This window comes from Arcobacter denitrificans (SeqCode) (assembly GCF_048571185.1).
Lineage (GTDB): Bacteria > Campylobacterota > Campylobacteria > Campylobacterales > Arcobacteraceae > Arcobacter > Arcobacter denitrificans.
Window position 1 is genome coordinate 269,629 of the sequence record NZ_CP182350.1, and the last position, 17,809, is coordinate 287,437.

Annotated in this window: 19 protein-coding genes; 6 read left to right on the top strand and 13 right to left on the bottom strand. The window is 29.2% G+C overall.

Annotated features, from left to right (window positions below):
- Positions 1-68: 68 nt before the first annotated feature.
- The 4 genes from ACNI28_RS01395 to ACNI28_RS01410 are packed head-to-tail and all read right to left on the bottom strand — an operon-like array spanning position 69 to position 4,685.
- Entirely contained in the window at positions 69-704 is a 636-nt protein-coding gene (locus ACNI28_RS01395; protein WP_419765071.1) for a hypothetical protein, read from the bottom strand.
- Complete coding sequence (locus ACNI28_RS01400) at positions 701-1,411, bottom strand: hypothetical protein (RefSeq protein WP_419765072.1); 711 nt, start codon at positions 1,409-1,411, stop codon at positions 701-703. The genes ACNI28_RS01395 and ACNI28_RS01400 overlap by 4 nt, the downstream gene beginning before the upstream one ends.
- Entirely contained in the window at positions 1,408-3,993 is a 2,586-nt protein-coding gene (locus ACNI28_RS01405) for a hypothetical protein (protein WP_419765073.1), read from the bottom strand. The genes ACNI28_RS01400 and ACNI28_RS01405 overlap by 4 nt, the downstream gene beginning before the upstream one ends.
- Complete coding sequence (locus ACNI28_RS01410; protein WP_419765074.1) at positions 3,990-4,685, bottom strand: tetratricopeptide repeat protein; 696 nt, start codon at positions 4,683-4,685, stop codon at positions 3,990-3,992. The genes ACNI28_RS01405 and ACNI28_RS01410 overlap by 4 nt, the downstream gene beginning before the upstream one ends.
- A 105-nt stretch (positions 4,686-4,790) precedes the next feature.
- Here ACNI28_RS01410 and ACNI28_RS01415 point away from each other — a divergent pair, with 105 nt between their 5' ends.
- On the top strand, positions 4,791-5,528 hold the full coding sequence (locus tag ACNI28_RS01415; RefSeq protein ID WP_419765075.1) for a DUF2846 domain-containing protein: 738 nt from the start codon (positions 4,791-4,793) through the stop codon (positions 5,526-5,528).
- 17 nt (positions 5,529-5,545) lie between these two features.
- Here the strand turns inward: ACNI28_RS01415 and ACNI28_RS01420 are convergent, their stop codons facing one another.
- The 3 genes from ACNI28_RS01420 to ACNI28_RS01430 all read right to left on the bottom strand — a co-directional run bounded on the left by ACNI28_RS01420 (position 5,546) and on the right by ACNI28_RS01430 (position 7,981).
- Positions 5,546-6,757: a VanW family protein gene (locus ACNI28_RS01420; RefSeq protein WP_419765077.1), complete on the bottom strand. Its 1,212-nt coding sequence runs from the start codon at positions 6,755-6,757 to the stop codon at positions 5,546-5,548.
- A 227-nt stretch (positions 6,758-6,984) separates the two neighbouring features.
- Entirely contained in the window at positions 6,985-7,548 is a 564-nt protein-coding gene (locus ACNI28_RS01425; protein WP_419765078.1) for a recombinase family protein, read from the bottom strand.
- 109 nt (positions 7,549-7,657) lie between these two features.
- A complete protein-coding gene (locus ACNI28_RS01430; RefSeq protein WP_419765079.1) occupies positions 7,658-7,981 on the bottom strand; it encodes a winged helix-turn-helix transcriptional regulator in 324 nt (107 codons plus the stop codon).
- Between the two features lie 176 nt (positions 7,982-8,157).
- Between ACNI28_RS01430 and ACNI28_RS01435 the strand changes: the two genes are divergently transcribed.
- Positions 8,158-9,201 (top strand): alcohol dehydrogenase family protein, encoded by a 1,044-nt coding sequence (locus ACNI28_RS01435; protein ID WP_419765080.1) that lies wholly within the window; start codon positions 8,158-8,160, stop codon positions 9,199-9,201.
- Positions 9,202-9,542: 341 nt separating this feature from the next.
- Here ACNI28_RS01435 and ACNI28_RS01440 read toward each other — a convergent pair whose 3' ends face one another.
- Entirely contained in the window at positions 9,543-10,322 is a 780-nt protein-coding gene (locus ACNI28_RS01440; protein ID WP_419765081.1) for a TIGR02757 family protein, read from the bottom strand.
- 64 nt (positions 10,323-10,386) lie between these two features.
- Between ACNI28_RS01440 and ACNI28_RS01445 the strand changes: the two genes are divergently transcribed.
- Positions 10,387-11,211 (top strand): SDR family NAD(P)-dependent oxidoreductase, encoded by an 825-nt coding sequence (locus tag ACNI28_RS01445; RefSeq protein WP_419765082.1) that lies wholly within the window; start codon positions 10,387-10,389, stop codon positions 11,209-11,211.
- Here ACNI28_RS01445 and ACNI28_RS01450 read toward each other — a convergent pair.
- The 3 genes from ACNI28_RS01450 to rsmD are packed head-to-tail and all read right to left on the bottom strand — an operon-like array spanning position 11,208 to position 13,156.
- Positions 11,208-11,759 carry a manganese efflux pump MntP gene (locus ACNI28_RS01450; protein WP_419765084.1) on the bottom strand — a complete coding sequence of 184 codons (552 nt, stop codon included), beginning with the start codon at positions 11,757-11,759 and terminating at the stop codon, positions 11,208-11,210. The two genes, ACNI28_RS01445 and ACNI28_RS01450, sit on opposite strands and share 4 nt — an antisense overlap.
- 4 nt (positions 11,760-11,763) lie before the next feature.
- Positions 11,764-12,564: an ABC transporter permease gene (locus tag ACNI28_RS01455; protein WP_419765086.1), complete on the bottom strand. Its 801-nt coding sequence runs from the start codon at positions 12,562-12,564 to the stop codon at positions 11,764-11,766.
- 1 nt (position 12,565) lies between these two features.
- Entirely contained in the window at positions 12,566-13,156 is a 591-nt protein-coding gene (gene rsmD, locus ACNI28_RS01460) for a 16S rRNA (guanine(966)-N(2))-methyltransferase RsmD (RefSeq protein WP_419765087.1), read from the bottom strand.
- Positions 13,157-13,362: 206 nt separating this feature from the next.
- Here rsmD and ACNI28_RS01465 point away from each other — a divergent pair, with 206 nt between their 5' ends.
- From ACNI28_RS01465 to ACNI28_RS01475, 3 genes are all read left to right on the top strand, one after another.
- Complete coding sequence (locus tag ACNI28_RS01465) at positions 13,363-14,256, top strand: hypothetical protein (protein WP_419765089.1); 894 nt, start codon at positions 13,363-13,365, stop codon at positions 14,254-14,256.
- A 54-nt stretch (positions 14,257-14,310) separates the two neighbouring features.
- The gene (locus ACNI28_RS01470) at positions 14,311-15,123 is read left to right on the top strand and encodes an aldo/keto reductase family protein (RefSeq protein WP_419765090.1); all 813 of its coding nucleotides are present in this window, start codon (positions 14,311-14,313) and stop codon (positions 15,121-15,123) included.
- A 76-nt stretch (positions 15,124-15,199) separates the two neighbouring features.
- Entirely contained in the window at positions 15,200-15,667 is a 468-nt protein-coding gene (locus tag ACNI28_RS01475) for a DUF4405 domain-containing protein (protein ID WP_419765091.1), read from the top strand.
- Between the two features lie 7 nt (positions 15,668-15,674).
- Here the strand turns inward: ACNI28_RS01475 and rny are convergent, their stop codons facing one another.
- Entirely contained in the window at positions 15,675-17,216 is a 1,542-nt protein-coding gene (gene rny / locus ACNI28_RS01480) for a ribonuclease Y (protein ID WP_419766436.1), read from the bottom strand.
- A gap of 24 nt (positions 17,217-17,240) precedes the next feature.
- Entirely contained in the window at positions 17,241-17,777 is a 537-nt protein-coding gene (locus ACNI28_RS01485) for a 5-formyltetrahydrofolate cyclo-ligase (protein WP_419765092.1), read from the bottom strand.
- Positions 17,778-17,809 lie beyond the last annotated feature (32 nt).

The window sequence follows — 17,809 nt, forward strand, 5'->3', positions numbered from 1 at the left end:
GTATGGAAACTATACTAAATTGTAATAAAAAATTTAAATAGAAGTACTTCAATGTACTTCTACTTTTATTATTTTAAGATGGACGATTCTAAAGTGTATCTTTGAAGGGAATTCATAAACTGCATTTGAACACTAAAATTATTGTTGTCACTTATCTTGTTTTTATCAAAAAAGATAAAGCCTGACGTTGTATCACCAGGATAAAGGAGTGTTTCTTTTAAACTTTTTTTGTAAAATTCATTTCGTATCTCTTCCATATATGCCTGTGCTTCTGCAGCCTCCTTATCATCAGCACCACTTGCAACTCTCATACCAAAACTAATGACATTTCCTATGGTACCCCAAAGAGCACCTTTTGCAGCAACATTTTTTTGATAAGGCTCTATTATTGTTTGGAGATTTAAAGCTAATACATCATTATTTAATCTAGCATCCATAGTATAAACTAAAACTTTTTCTTGACTGTTATTAGTAATTCGTGCTAATACAGCATATATATTATCAGAAGTTAAATCCTCATCAAAATAGCTTTCTTGTTCATTCTCATTAATTGTTTTTGTATGAATATCTACATTCATAAATGATGAATAACCTTCAAGCATTGAAGCTTCTTTAAAAGGAATATTAATTAAATTCATTCTTTTTGTTTCATCTGTTGCATAGCTAAATGCAAAAAATAGTAATATTGTTAATATTATTTTCATTGTACTGACATCCTTTTTCCTGTTGTTTTAATATGTGTTTTAAGTTCATTAAACATTGGCCGAAGCGTATCGTTTGTTAAAACAGATAAATCTCTCATTGAAATATCACCTTGGGTTACAGCCATTTTATTCGCACGTTTAACTTCTCCACTCCAAACAACATAACCACCATCATAATAAATCAGTTGACCAACCATACTTGAGAAGATTTCCATAGTAAATGCCCCTTTGGCATAATCCCTATGGTTGTCTTTGACGGACAATGCAAAAGTCATTGCTTTACCCTGTTTGGTTCTAAAAAGGTTAAAGGCAGTGACATCAAAAATAAAAATCATATCGACATTATGTTTTTGGTTCATTTGTTGTAAAAATTCATCCGTGATTTGTACAGGTGAAGTCTCATTGATATACTTAACACTTCCAAATAGACCACTTCGTTTAAGTTCAAGATAGGTGAGTTGGCTTAAGCCTTGAATGTCCTCTTCTTGAAAAAAGTTATCTTTAGAATAAAAAGGAAGTACTCTTTTATCATTTAGCCTTAAAACACCAACATTAAGTGGGTACTTCATTTGCATTTGATTTCCTGTAGGTTGGTATATCAAAGATGGCCTTTTTGAAACTTGTTTTTGAGCAATGGGTGCATTAACTCCTCCACAGCCTATGAATAGTAATGAAATAGCTAAAGCTATTAATAACTGTTTTTTCATTTTTTCCCTCCTGTATAATGATGAGTACGTTGTCCACTTTTATTCCATTCATCATGAAGAAGAGTACGTTCTTTACCATCAATTATTTTTATTTTATAATGAAATTGGATTTTACCATTTTTATACCATCGTTTCTTTTCAAATATGTTATTGCCTAAATATACTTCTTCAAAACTTTTCTTACAATAATCTTTAGGTGTAATATAATGAAATGTAATAAAATGTGAATTTTTTCCAAGAATTTTTTTATCTCTTTTAACTATTGCACGTGCACTTACTCCATATTCTCTTTTCCATTTGCCACTTGAAGAGATATCATAACCACAGTACTTTTTTTTGATTTTAGGTTTATTGTTAGTTACTGTTGGTTCAGGTTTTTTAAATGTTTCTTTAATAGTTGGTTTATATGCTAGCCTTTTAGTTTGAGTCTCTCCTAAAATCATTTTTGATTTATTATTGAGTGTCCCTACTGCTTCATAATTTCTTTTGGGTCTTGATATCTTGGAACTTTGTAGACCTTGCGCATGAGTATCGGCATATTTTCCTCCAAAACCATTTGAAGCTTGTATATTTAAGTTTCGTTGCTGCATCTGTTGGTTTTGTTTTCTAATCAAAGCAGTTGTATCAAAAGCTTTTCTGTTCGCTTCTCTTCGTAGAGCATCTTGCGCTTGTATTTGAGCCATTTGTTTAGTATATTCTTCTCCCATTTTATTTAACGCATCACTTGTATCTCTAAAAGCTTGTTTAAAGCTATCACTTTCCTGTCCTGCTCTAATTGTAGCTGATTGTAAAGATTTTTTGGCTCTATAATTATCAGATTGAGCCTTTCTTTCTCTTTGATTATCCATACTCTTTCTAAACGCATTCTCTTTTTCTAAGATACTTTCATCATCTTCAAAAAATATTACTCTTTTCTTTTTTTTCTCATCTAACTCTTTTTTCTTTTTTAATAAAACCAGTTTTTCTTCGGTCTTAATACTTTGTTCAATAGCTTTTCTTTCTACCTCATATTCATCATTCGTAAGTTTAATTTCCCAAGCCAACTTTGCTACTTTTTCACTGGTATATTCAAATGTTCCTGTTACCATTCCTTTGGCTAAATACCACAATCCATATCCAGTTGAACGAGCCATACTTACAACAGGGTTTACAGATTTACCTTTTTTTGTAGCGTCCAAAATTCGTTGTTTCTCTTCTGCTTCTGCTTGTACACCTGCATTCCATGCTCCACCAAAAGGAGTTGATTCAACCATTGCACTTCCATATGCTTTTGCATTTCGTGAAAAAATAGTATCTTTATCAGTAATTTCAATAAAACGATTACCACCCTCTTTTTTTATTTTTTCTGCATCTTCGGAGAGTTGATATGCAGATGTTAAAAATGATGCTGCACTAAATCCAGCTACACGTGTATTTTTTCTAACTATCGGGTTTGTTTTTATCTTACTCTTGTCATAATTTGTTTTTGACAAATCCTTTTGATTACTTTTTTCAACTTGCCTACTTGACTCTTTATTTAAATCAAGTCTTTCTTGCATACGTTGTTTAAGATTAGGCTCTTTCACACTATCAATAAGTATTTGTCGATATACGTTTTTTTTCTGAGCCTTTTGTTTTGCAATATTTTTTGTCTTTTCAGTTTCAATTAGTGTCTCTTGAATAAAAGCATCCATTTTCTCTTTTTTGATTTTTTTAGAATCAGTGATTTCATAAATACCTGCTTCAACAGGATTTCCATAGTTTTGTAATATCTTCGCTTTATTATATAAATCAGTTTTAACCTTTAAAGATTTTTGTAAGACTCTAATTTTTTGTTTTTTCTTTTTACCATCTTTTCCTATATATTCAATTTCTCGAGTCTGTATTTCATTTATCCCAAGGCCTTGTTCTTGTAATTTTGCAAATCCTTTTCCATAAGTTTTAACATCAAATTTCCCATCATTACCTTCTGGAAGTGAATGAATCATTTTACTTTCTGGGTCAAGTACTGCACCATGAATACTAGATTGAATCTTATTGTTCCTTACACCAGTAGAATGTTGTCCACCTGTTGTATTATAAGAATCATGGTCTTTTAGTTTTAATTTTCTTTGTTCTGGTGTTAAACTCTCTTCATTAGCCCAAACAACTGTATCATTTTCCACAATCTCAAGTTTATATCCTTCATCCTCTACAGTATAACCTTTATCGGCATAGTATTTTTTGATTTCTTGATAACTGTCTTTATTTGAAGCAGCAAAGTCAACATCAGCAAGGGGATTTTTAGGATTACTTCCAGTATTTTGTATTTTTCCTTTAAATTTTCTTTCAATTTCATTTATTTCAACATGTCTAGTATCTTTATTAGTTGCATCAGTAAATATTTCTTTTCTCTTTAAACTGTATTTTTTAAGCTCACCTTGAACCTTTTTACCTTCATACTTTTCACCAGAGTCTATATATTCTTGTATCTTAATAGCATATTTTTTTTCTAATGCTTCATCTTTTTTGATTAAATCTTTTCTCATTTGTTCTATAAAAGCATATGAATTTAATGTCCCTAAAGAACAAACTATCAAACAACATTTAATAAACTTTTTCATGATAATTCATCTTTTAAAAGGTTTTCAATATACTTCTTAATAGAATCATCTAAACGATGTTGATATTTTTTATAAACTCTTTTAAGTTGTCCTTTGATAATTAATTGTTGTTGTCTTATAAAGTCCGTTGAGTATTCTTTCTCTAAAGTATTGTATAAAATAAGAGCAATGATATGAGCACCATAGTTCTCTGGGTGAATATTTATCTGTGTTTGCATATAACTTACACTATTTTCAATATCTCCTACTAGAATAGAAGATGCAAGATAAATATTAATTAACCAAGCATGATTAATATAAATAGGTTTCTTTTCTAAAACTTTTTTAATATATGTGATAGTAGCATGATAATCTTCTTGATTAAATAAGGCTTGAATACGCAAAAGTTTTAGTTTGTCATTATTTGGACTAATCTCTATAGCCATACCTAAACTCTCTAATGCCATAACTTGAGCATCAGGAACACTTTTCATTTGTAATAGTAATACTGCATAAGTTTGTAAATATTCCACATTTGATGAATCTAACTTAACTGCCTTTTCACTAGATAATAAGGCTTCTTTATATTCTTTACTTAATATATCTATTGATTTAGTAGTTTTTATATAATCATAGGCAATGTAATAATTCATTTTTGCTTCATTAGCCAAAAGGTTGACAATTAAAATCAATAAAATTACTAGCTTTTTCATTTTTATTACCTCCAAGATTAAGTAAAATTTATGACAATTATAACTATATCAGAAAATACAAAAATTTCATAATCTATGATACAATAAGAATAAAAGGATATTTTTATGAGATTAGTATTACTGTTTTTATCTGTTTTATTCCTATTTACAGGTTGTGTTTCTTCTGGATGGGAATCATCAATGAGTGTACCTTCAAAAAATTCACAAGGTATTTTAACGGCTGCAGTTCCTAAAAACAGCTCATATATTTACGTATATAGAGAAGATGAATTTAGAGGTTCTGCAACTGCATGGCATCTACAGTTAAATAATGAACCTGTTGGTAAATTAAAAAATGGAAGTTATCTTCTGATTAAAACAAACCCTGGAGAAAAAATGTTTAATCCTGATTCTCATGTTATGGGATTAGAGGACAAACCATTTACTTTAGATGCACAAGGTGGAAAAGCATATTTTTTAAAACATGGGAATGAAGATATCTTTAGTTCTGAAGTAACATTTTTTCCAAAGCCTGCAACTGAAATCAGAACAAAACTAAAATCTTATAGTTTGGTGAATATTCATGAAATGTATGACTCTGGTTTTAATGAGGAGACTTATAACAAAAAACAACTTTGTTATTCACAACCAAATGCACAAGCGTGTATTGTTCAAATTGAAGATGTTATCGGAAAGATTGTGATTAACCGAGGGAATAGTGGGTTAAGAGCAAAACCTGGAATGTTACTACAGCCTAATGACGTAATCATTACTAGTCTACAAAGTGCCGCATACTTTTTATTGTATGGTGAACCTAAAATGACACGAGAAGATAGCTCTTTTAAAATTGAGCCTTTACAATAAAATCAAGTAGGGGGTGGTTATCTAAATAGATAAACCCCTACTATTGTTACAATAAACCAAAAAAGTGTGCCGTAAAAAACATTGACAATACTACTCTTAAGCAGTTTTGCAAAAATTATGGGACTAAAGACAATAATCAACATAGGTAAAAGCATAAGCGCATTAATAGGAACAATATAAAAATCAATCATTCCAAAACATAAACTAAAGACAATAGGAAGTAGACCTAAAAAAAGTGCCCAATAAAAAGGTTTAATATTATTAGGTTCTGTACTATTCTGGCGTCGTTGAATTTTATTTAGACCTTCTTTTATGTTAATAAGTGAACCGCCAATAAACAGAATGGTTAAAAGGGTAAGACCTAATCCCATAAAAAATGCGAGTATTGACTCTTGAAATGAATAAAAAATAAAATCAAATAGCCCTGTAAAAAGAACATAGAATGTTCCAAGTAAGATAAATGTACCTGAAAAAAGGTTGGTTAAGATAGAGGGAACCGTGGGTTTTGCACTAATTTCTTTAGGTGTTTCTTTTGTAGATTTTTTATACTCTGATTCGGCCATAACCTTACCTTGTCCATTTGTTGTTTGAACCTCTATTGTACTTTGCATTTCTTTTTTTGTAAAGTGAATCTTTTCTAAGGGGATTTCTTTGGGGCTTATAAGTATGGCAGTTAATTGGTTATCTTCAAGTAAAAAATTAAAAGTAATAGGGAAGTTAAAAGGGTTAATAAACCGTAAGTCTTTATAGCCATAAACAACTGTTGCATCAGCGCCTAAAGGTGTAAACCTTGAAGGTTCATTGTAGATATCTATTGAATGATTATGTCGTTCAATAATCTCTAATTTTGTTAATAGACACAAGTGGTAAAGTATCCCAGATAGTTGACATAATCCACCACCAAAATCCTTTTGAAGCTTTCCTTTAATAATATTTCTACCTTCTTTAAAACCATTCCCCCAACTAGGTTTTCCCACAATTCTCCAAAAGGAAAAAATTTGCTGAGGATGTACAGTAACTTTTTTGATTTTATTTGTTGCGAGTTGAATATTAATAATTTTATTTTCGTAGAACTCACTTGTGTTTATTTCTTGAGATAATCTATATTTGAATTTTCCATTCACTTCATAATTATAACTTGTTGCATATTTTTTAGAATATCCAAAAACGATATCATTAATTCTTCTTTTTAAAAGTTTAAATGATAGTTTAATATGTTTTGCTATCATTTTATTAACCAATTATCTAAATCTTTCATATTAGATTATAGCAGAATTAAAAAATTATAAAAAAGTCCTTATCCCAGATTAATATAAGTTCACATCACTATTTCAAGTCATAAAGGTTTTCCTAATATCCTTATCAACAACCTCTTACTTTTGGAGCAGTTTTTACTAATGTTAAGCTTGTTCCAAAAAGAGTTGAATTTTTGAACATAAAGAAGTAGTCAAATTGACTACTTCTTTTTAGATACATCTTTAATAGCTCTATAGATTGTATTACGAGCAACATGGAAGAATTTTGATAGCCATGCTACAGACTTTCCTTTTTCGTGTTCCTTGTATATAACATCTTTCTCTTTAGTACCCAGAATAGCTTTTCTACCAAACTGAACACCTTTTTTCTTTGCAGCTTCAATTCCTTCTCTAACACGTTCATTTATTAAATCACGTTCAAATTCTGCAATAGCACCTAACATTGTAAATAACAGTCTACCTGCTGGAGATGTTGTATCAATATTTTGATGTAATACTTTGAGATTTACATCTTTATTTTGTAAAAACTTTGCAGTATTATGTAAGTCTATTACGGACCTTGCTAATCTATCAAGTTTTGTAATATAAAGTACATCACCTTCTCTTACGTAGTCCATCATAATCTTAAACTGTTCACGATCTGCTTCATTCTTTCCTGACCTTTTTTCTGAGAAAATCTTTTTACAGCCAGCACTCTTGAGTTGATTAATTTGATTCTCAAGATTTTGACCAGCAGTTGAAACTCTTGCATAACCTACATTCATAATAAATCCTTTTTGTTGAACTTACAGGTTGTAGGACTTTATGCTTTATAATAAAATTGAGTCAAAAGACCACTTTTAGACTACAAGTAGTTCTTAAATTAATACATTTCTAATCTTTTAAATTCTCTTTACTCCACAGGATCAGTTCATTTAAAATAATCTCTAGTGATTTTCCTTTTTGTGTAGCTTCATACTCTACGCTTGGAGGAATTGTTGGATGAACTTTTCTTATTATTAAATCTTCTTTCTCTAATATTCTTAATTGTTCAGATAAGGCTTTTTTACTTATTTTAGGAATTACTTCTTGTAGTTGTGAAAACCTTAATTTTTTTCTAGTTAAGTGCCATAAAATATGAGAACGCCACTTAGTACTTAAAAGATAAGTGATAGCTTCAAGTGAACAATCAAAAGTTTTATTATTAAATTTATACATTGATTTCCTAAATATAAAAAAATTTATTAGATTAAATGCAAGTTATAAAAGCTTAGGGAACCATTTTGTAACCTTGTTATTGTTTTGTTCCCTCTTTAATATAGTTTTTCTTTTTGCTAAAATTTCATTTATTATAACCAATCAAATCTATAATATAAGAAAAGAGAGAATACACAATGAATATTAAAAACTCTATGAAAGCAGTTTTATTAAATGGTCATGGTGATTATGACAAATTAGAAATTGTCAATAATTATCCAATACCCAAAATTAAAGAAAATGAAGTTTTAGTAGAAGTAAAAGCTACAGGAATTAATAATACAGATATAAATACAAGAATTGGATGGTACTCTAAAAGTGAAAATATTGATGATGCTTCTTGGGCAGGAGAATCTTTGAAATTTCCGAGAATTCAAGGTGCTGATGTATGTGGTGTTATTGTTGATGTTGGAAAGAACATTGATAAAAATAGAATTGGACAAAGGGTTTTAATAGAACCATCATTACAAAAACTAAATGGAAAGCAGCTAGAAAATCCATGGTACTTTGGAAGTGAATGTGATGGTGGATTTGCTCAGTTTACAAAAGTTTCGAGTGAACATGCCTTTGAAATCAACAGTGATTATAGCAATATAGAACTAGCCTCTTTCCCCTGTTCATACTCAACATCTGAAAACCTTTTAACAAGAGCAAATGTTACAAAAGATGATACAGTTTTAGTTTCTGGTGCTTCAGGTGGTGTTGGAAGTGCAACTATACAATTAGCAATAGCAAGAGGTGCAAAGGTTATTGCTATTAGTTCTTCTTCAAAATTTGAAGATATAAAAAAACTAGGTGTAGCAAAAGTTATATCTAGAGGAGATGATTTAGTAGAAGCACTAGGAGAAAACTCTGTATCAGTTGTTATTGATCTAGTTGCTGGTAAATCATGGCCTAAATTTTTAGAAGTACTTAAACCTAAAGGAAGATATGCAGTTTCAGGAGCTATTGCAGGTCCAATCGTAGAGCTAGATATAAGAACTTTATATTTAAAAGATTTATCATTTTTTGGTTGTACAATTATAGAACCAGAAGTTTTTCCTAACCTTATAAAAAGAATTGAAAATAAAGATATTAAACCACTCGTTGCAAAAACATTTAAATTAGATGAAATAATTCAAGCACAAAAAGAGTTTTTGACAAAACAGCATGTGGGTAAGATTGTATTAGATTTAATATAGCTATATTAAATCTAAAAAAGTGTTTAAAATATTTAAAATACTACATAATAAACTACTGTTAAAGAATAAAATGTTCACCTATTCCTAAAACCTCTTACTTTTAGAACACAAATCACTCATTGTAGTTTTCTGTGTTACACAAAGTATTCAAAAAGTAAAAACTGCAAAGTTCCACAAACCTTAAGAGTTTATGGAATAAAAATTGAGCTTTTAAATCTAATTAAAATAAAAAAATTATTTTATCTAATCAAACACTTCTTTAAATCTGATTTTATATACAAAAGTGTGCATAAAGTGTGCTTTTTAATAAATTTTAAATTAACAAGAGCCTTATTAAAGGGCTATATAATATTTTCTTGCCCTATTCTATATAGTGCAAAATCATATTTTATTGGGTCTTCACTATCAAACTCTTTTAGCTTTGAGGTAAGTAAATAAGAAGCGTACAAGTCACAGGTTTTTCGCTCTATTAGCCCTATTTTATTTGATACATTAAAGGTGTGCGTATCTAGTGGCATAAGTAAATCTTTACTTGATACACCTTGCCATAATCCCATATCCAAGTTATCTTTTCGAACCATCCATCTTAAGTACATAAACCATCTTTTATATGCGGCATTTCCTATTTGTTTTATGTTGTTTTGTTTATCTCTTTTAAAATTTGAGCCAAGTAAAAATTTGTAGCCTTGTGAAGTATATGGATTGATTTCATTTATTTTGCATATTATGTTATCTATACCTTCACATATATCATTATTTATTTTGTACTTTTCTATAAATAGTTCATTTAAACTTGTTTGTTTTTTTAGTCTTGATAATGCTATAAAAAACTCTTGGATATCTTTACTGCTTTGAAACCTATAATAAAATCCTTCAAAAGCTTTTCTAATACTATCTTCATCTTTATCTAAAAGTGAAAAATCTAAACTATCTAAAAATTTTATAATTAAAGATGCTTTTCCATAGGCAAAAAGTGCACAGATAAGCGATATATACTCATCATTGTGTCTTTTTGCTATAAATAAGGGATCAGGACGTTCTAGTGTTAATTCACACTCATTATTTCTACAAAGAACTTCATTGTCTAGTAAGTTTTTAAGTTTGATATCTTTTTTGTTCATATAACTCTTTGAAGTAAAATCTTTTTCGTTATAATAGCATCTTATAAAAAAACATAGGTTAAAAATGGCAAATATATTAATAACAGGTTGTTCTTCAGGTATTGGATTAGAAACTGCAAAACTTCTCAAAGAAAAAGGTTACAAGGTCTATGCAACTGCACGTAAAAAAGAAGATGTGCTTATGTTGCAAGAGTTGGATTTTATCTCTTATAAACTAGATGTAACAAATAGTGTTGAGATAACAGAAGTTTTGGAAAGAATATTAAAGCTTGACAAAGCTTTAGATGCTGTTTTTAATAATGCAGGTTTTGGACAACCTGGTGCTGTAGAAGATTTATCAACGGAAGTTTTAAAAGAGCAGTTTGAAACTAACTTTTTTGGTACCCATGAACTTACATTTCAAGCTATGAAAATCTTTAGAAATCAAGGCTATGGAAAAATAATCCAACACAGTTCTGTACTTGGACTTATCTCTTTAAAATTTAGAGGCGCATACAATGCAAGCAAATATGCCATAGAGGGATTAACAGATACATTTAGACAAGAGCTACTAAATCACAATGGCATTTTTATCTCTACAATAAACACAGGACCAGTTACTAGTAAATTTAGAGAAAACGCACTTAAGATGTTCAATAAAAATATCAATGCAAAAGATAGCTATTTTAGAAATACATATGAACAAGAATTAAAAAGTAGATTAGAAAGTAAAGAAGATACAACACCTTTTAATCTACCTGCAAGTAGTGTCGCAAAAGTTGTTTTAAAAATCATGAAAGCCAAAAAACCAAAACCTAGATATTATGTGACTATTGCCACTTATCTTTTAGGTTTTGCAAAAAGAGTACTAAGTACTAATTTACTTGATAAGTTACTAAATAAGATTTAAAATAGTGTGTGCTCAACAAGTATTTTGACTCCTATACCTATGAGCACTACTCCTCCAAGTTTTTCAGCTTTATCTTCTAAAAAGCTTCCACCTTTTGAGCCAATGAATACACCTACAAAACTAAATAAAAAGGTAACAACTCCAATAATTATCATAGAAATGTAAGGATTGAAATATAATAAATTCAAAGTAAATCCAGCAGCCATAGCATCAATACTTGTGGCAATTGCTAAGATTAGTAAAACCTTATTTGTAATAATACTTATCTCATCTTCTGTATTTTCACCAAAACTTTCATAAAGCATTTTTCCACCAATTAAGCTTAAAAGTAAAAAGGCAACCCAATGGTCAATTGACTCTATTAAACTACCTACTCCTAAACTAGCCATATGACCAATAAAAGGCATCAAAGCTTGAAAAATACCAAAAAACAATGCAGCTCTTAATGCTAACATTTTATCAAACTCTTTTCTTTTTACTCCAAGTCCTATAGAAACAGCAAAGGCATCCATAGCTAAAGCAAATGATAACAGTAAAACTTCAAACACTAAACTAACCTTTTTGTATCTCTTTTGTATTTATTTTACTTTGTAAGAAATCACTTATTTGCATCAAACAAAAAGTAACAATAAATATCATCAAACCAGGGAAGAAACTCACCCACCAAGCAATATCAAGTACTGCTTTTCCATCACTTAAAAGACTTCCCCATGACATCTCAGGAGAATTAACACCAAGACCTAAAAAGGACAATCCAGACTCAGCTAAAATAGCCCCACCTACTCCAAATGTAAAAGAAATAAGAAAAATAGGTGCTAAAAGCGGAGTGAAATATTTAAATATGATTTTTAGGCTACTTACATTGGCAAGTTTTAAAACCTTGATATATGGTTTTGTTCCTATTGAAAAACTTTCACTTCTAATCATTCTTGCCATTCCCATCCAACCAGTTATAGAAATAACTATAATCAATATAATTGAAGAAGCTTGAATATAAGAGACCAAGGCAAGCAGTAAAAAGAAAGTTGGAAAAGTCAAAAACAAGTCAATAATTATGGTAATAGTTTTATCAATGTTTCCTTTTAGATATCCAGCGTTTATTCCTATAAAAAGACCTACAAGTGAAGATATACCAGCACTTATGAAGCCTATCATTAAAGAAGTTTGTCCACCATCTAAAATTCTAGCAAAAATATCTCTTCCTAATCTATCCGTACCCATTATATGTTCTAAACTAGGAGCTTGTAATATTTTATTTGGATTTAATTCATAAGCAGAAACATTATAAAGAAGTGGCATAAAAAAAATAATAGCTACAAAAAAAGCCAAGATATAAAATGCCACTTTATTCATGTTATGCTAACTTTAAATATGTAAGTGTAGTTTTACCAAATTTTTTAGACTTATATTTTTCAAATTTTCCTAATACATCTGGAACCTCTACTGTTGAAACATGTTCAAAACAAATCATCATGATATTATCATTTTCTATATCTTTAACTAGTTCAAATGACTTTTCATAAATCTCTTCCATACCATCTCTATAATCAAAGGGAGGATCAATATAAACTATCAGCTCTTCACTGGAGTTTTTTAATGAGTTTAATAAAAGAGGTAGTTGTTCAAAAGTATCACCCAAGATTGTTTGACACATGTTTATATCTATTAACTTACAATTATTTACCAAGATATTATATGAACTTTTATTTAGTTCTATAAAATAAGACTTCTTTACATCTCTTGAAACTGCTTCTAAGCCAATACTTCCACTACCTGCAAAAGCCTCTACAAAAACTTTATCCATGATATCAAATTGAAGAACATTAAAAAATGATTCTTTTACTCTTGCCTTTGAACTTCTTGTAACATCTAAAGATGGAAGTTCTATCTTTTTGCCTTTATATTTTCCTGCGATAATTTGTGTTGTTAATATGTTTTTTTTCATTATACTTCTTAGTTTTTTTGTAATTATAGTCAAAAGTTGTTGAGGGTTCTATTTTGAAAAATAGTATTTTATATAATAACTTTATAAATTATTAATAATGCTTAATTTTAGTTTAAATTATATAAATTTAATACTTAAGCAACTTATTTGATATGAATAAATTACTTAAAATCATGTAAAATATAACTATATTTTAAGGAGCTATTATGTATATCGATACAGATAACAAAAAAACCACTCTTATTTCACCAAACTCAAGCGATATTTATCATCAAGAAAGAAGTAAACACAATGCTTCAACTAGTAAAAAAGGCTCAGATAGTTTTGAAAACTCTTTGCATGAAGCACAAAGTAAATATGTCAAAAATGATACAAAAACTAATAATGGAGAAATTTCAGATATAAATAAACTTCTAAGTGATATAAAATCAGTCATAAAAAAAAGTTTAACAAAAGAGGAAATAGAAGTATTTAAAGAGATGCTTGAAATAACACAAGAAAAGTTAAGGGATAATAATCCTAATATAAAAGAACTAGAAAATTTAGTTGAAGAACTAGAAAAAAAAGTATCTAAGTTTAAAAAAGATTTAGTAGGAATGTCTGTATTTGAACATGAAGATGTAAAAAAAGAAGAGATGAATTCCACTTTAGATACAAAAGTAATTAATTATAAAAGTGATACTAGAACAGAAGAAGAAATAAAAGAAGATATAAAAAAATTATTTGAAGATATTAAATCTGTTATGAGAACAGGAATGACAACAGATGAGATAAAAGCATTAGAAGAACTCATAGCAAAAATTAAAGAAGAAATAAAAAAAGAGAATTATAATAAAAAAGATGTTCAAAAGATGATGGATAAATTAGAAAAAGAAATAGCTCTTTATAAGAAAAAAATCACAGGAGAAGAGATTATTGATGCTGAGTCTATTGATAATAAAGATAGTACTAATAGTTCTATTGGAAACATGACACAAAGACTCGATATGGCTGAAGAAGCTGTTACCGAACTAAAAAGAGGAGCTAAAAAAAATCTTCCAGATCAAATGCAAAACCAATCAGAACTTTTTCAAATAATTATGAAATTCAAAAGCGAATGATTCTTGCATCTTATATTTTGTTATAATCAAATAAAAGCAAAAATTGGATGAAAGATGAATATACCAAAACTTATATATGGAACTGCCTGGAAAAAAGATCAAACTGCAAGATTAGTAGAACTTGCTGTAAAAAGTGGCTTTAGAGCTATTGATACAGCTTGTCAACCAAGACACTACCATGAAAAAGGCGCGGGTGATGCCCTACAGAGTCTTTACAAGCAAGGTTTTAAAAGAGAAGAGATATTTTTAGAAACAAAATTTACTCCAAAAGATGGACAAGATATAAATAATATCCCTTATAATCCCGATGATGCTTTAGAAAAGCAAGTATCAGACTCTTTTGAAGTGAGTTTAAAAAACCTTCAAACTTCATATTTAGACTCTTTTGTTTTACACTCTCCTATTTTCCCTTTTAATCATATGATGAAAGTGTGGAAAGTCATGGAAAGCTTTTATGAAAAAGGAAAAACAAAAAATATAGGAATAAGTAACTGCTATGATATAAGAGTTTTAAAAGCTTTATATAAAGAAGCCACAATAAAACCTACAATATTACAAAATAGATTTTATAAAGATAGTAATTATGATAAAGAGATTAGAGAGTTTTGTAAAGAAAACAGTATCACATATCTAGGTTTTTGGACACTAAGTGCCAATCCACATCTATTGGGCTCAGAAATAATAATAAATCTAGCAAGAAAATACAAAAGAACTCAAGCACAGATTTTTTATAGATTTCTTACACAAATAGGAATCACTCCTTTAAATGGAACAACATCAAAAGAGCATATGATAGAGGATTTGGATATTTTTTCTTTTGAATTAGAAGATGATGAAATAGAGAGTATAAATATACTTTTAGACTAAATACACTTTCATTTAAGTTCTATTAATATTTTGTTAAATTAATATGCTACTATTTTAAAAAAATTAAAGGACTTTTATGAATAAAACACTTGCAACCTCTCTAACAACTACCCTATTTTTAGTCATGGCAATAAGTGGGATTATGATGTTTTTTCACTTTTATAATGGGCAAGTCAAAGAGTTACACGAGATTTTGGGACTTGTTTTTGTAGGTGCTGTAATTTTTCATGTATTTTATAACTTTAAAAGTATGAAAAACTATTTTACAAAAAGAGTTTTTATTAGTACTTTACTTTTAGCAGTTATTGTTAGTAGTGGTTTTATTATACAAAGTTCTACAAAAGGTCAAAGTCCTAAAGGAAAAATTATCCAATCAGTACTAAAAGCACCACTTAATCAATCATTTGCTCTTTTAAATATAACAAATGGTAAAGAAAAGTTGGAAAAAGAGAATTTAAAATATATAGAGACTTCATCAATAGAGGAGTTGGCTAAGCTTAATAAAACTAGCCCATTTGAGATTATTTCAATTTTAACAAGATAGAGAAACTCTATCTTGCGTAAGATTCAGCTCTTATCTCTCTGATTACATTTACTTTTATTTCACCTGGGTATTGAACTTTTTGTTCAATCTCTTCTGCAATTTCAGTTGCTAGTAAAATAGCTTCATCATCATTTACAAGTTCAGCTTTAACTATTACTCTTACTTCTCTTCCTGCATTAATAGCAAAGGCATTTATAACACCTCGTTTAGAAGTAGAGATATTTTCAACCTCTTCTACTCTTTTTAAGAAGCTTTCTAAGACTTCTCTTCTAGCCCCTGGTCTTGCAGCACTTAGTGCATCAGCTGCACAAACAGCAGCACTCTCTACATTGATAGGCTCTTCATGTCCATGATGAGCATAGATAGAGTTTATAACTGTTGCTGGTTCATCATATCTTCTACACATCTCTGCACCTAAATCTACATGAGAACCTGGTAAATCATGGGTCAAGGCTTTTCCAATATCATGTAAAAGTCCAGCTCGTCTTGCTAGTATTGCATCACCACCCATTTGAGAAGCTAACAATCCAGCTAAATGTGATACTTCAAGTGTATGCTTAAGTGCATTTTGTCCGTATGAAGCTCTATATCTTAGTCTACCTACAAGTTTTGTAAGTTCTGGATGCATAGATTTAATTCCCAAATCCATAATAACATCTTCACCCTCTTTTAAAATATTTTTATCAAACTCTGTTTTTACTTTGTTATATATCTCTTCAATACGAGCAGGTTGAATTCTTCCATCTTCAAGTAAATCAGCTATTGTTTTTGTAGCAATAGCACGTCTATAAAGATTAAAAGAAGAGATAGTAATAGTATTTGGAGTATCATCAATAATAATATCAACACCTAAAAGCATCTCTAGGGCTTTTATATTTCTTCCCTCTTTACCAATAATTTTACCCTTAGTCTCTTCATCATTTATAGGAATATTATTTATAAGTCTTTCAGCTGCAAACTCTCCTGCATATCGAGTAACTGCATGGGAAAGCATATTGTTTACTTCTTTTTTAGCATTATCTTCTGCAAGTTTATATTTTTTTCTAAATATTGAGGCTATTTTTGCTCTTGAGTCTTCTTCTACTTTTTCAAGCATCAACTCTCTTGCTTCTTCAAGTGTTAATCCAGATGCATTTTCTAAAACTTTTAAAGCTTTTACAATCTTATCTTCATAAGTTTTACTTTGCTTTTGTAATCCCTCTTTTAATGAAGCGATTTTTTGATTGTTTTCAACTATTTCTTGTTTTTCTTTTTTTATAGCCTGCAGTTCTGATTCTAAATGATGATTTAAATCTTTCTCTTTTTTCTCAATCTTAGAAAACATCTCATCATATTCTCTTTTGGCATGTTTAAACTCTCTCTCATAGTCTCTTTTTGCCTTGATTTGAGCATCTTTTAAGACAACTTCAGCCTCATGCTCAATAACTTTTGCCTTTGCTTTTGCTTGCTCTATATAAATCTCTATTTTTTCTTTATTTAACTTTTTCATTACGAAAAGTGTAATTGCTGTAGTAAGAATAGCAACTACAACCCCTTCTATTAGTAACATATCCATATTATGACCTTTTAGCTTTTAGCTAGAAATTATTATATTGGCTTTAATATCGTATTTGTCACTTAAAATTTCTGTAGTTTTACAAAGTTTTCTTTGTGTAAAGAGAATGGTTGGCTTGTAATTTAGATTATAAAAAAATCTATCGTACATACCTTTTCCAAAACCAATTCGCTTATTTGCACCATCAATTCCCACAGCAGGAACTATTGCCAAATCAATTTTACGACTAGAAAAAGAGTTATTGGGTTCTTTTATACCAAATTTTTTAGTTTTTAAAGGCAGCCTATATTTAACTGCTTTGAAACTAAGCCCTTCCATATATGGCACAAAAACCTGAACTCTTTTTTCTCTTCTTAATCTTTTAATCAAAGGATATACATCCACTTCTAAGTCAAGTGGGATATATAATAAAACATTTTCTTTTTTTAATTTACAAATAGTCTTATATATTTCATTAACTATTTTTTTATCTTTATAATTCTTTGTAAATCGACTAACAAATTTTAATTTTTTTATACACGATTTTCTAAAATCACTCTTGTGATTTTCTGACATATTTAAGCCTTACTTAGCTAAAATTCTTAGCT